Origin of the sequence: Streptomyces sp. AC512_CC834 (genome assembly GCF_019049325.1) — a bacterium.
Lineage (GTDB): Bacteria > Actinomycetota > Actinomycetes > Streptomycetales > Streptomycetaceae > Streptomyces.
On sequence record NZ_JAGMUO010000063.1, the window covers coordinates 1 to 203 of the forward strand.

Genomic DNA, 203 nt, shown 5'->3' on the forward strand with positions numbered 1-203 from the left:
CCGGCGTCGGACGCCTCGTCGATCTTGCTCTTGGCCTCGCGGGCCGCGTCGTCACGCATCTTGCGCGCGTCCGCGGCCATCTTCTTCGCCACCTCCAGCGCGCCCTGCGCGGAGTCGACGGCCGACTGCGCGTTCGTCTGCGCCGTCTTCGCGTGCTGGACGTCACGGGTGGCGGCGCGGACCTTCCCCTCGTCCGGCTTGTC

1 pseudogene is annotated in these 203 nt (G+C 72.4%); it reads right to left on the minus strand.

Going from position 1 to position 203, the window contains the following annotated elements:
- Positions 1 to 203 (minus strand): annotated as a pseudogene (locus tag KUM40_RS22005) (hypothetical protein); the annotation flags it as partial.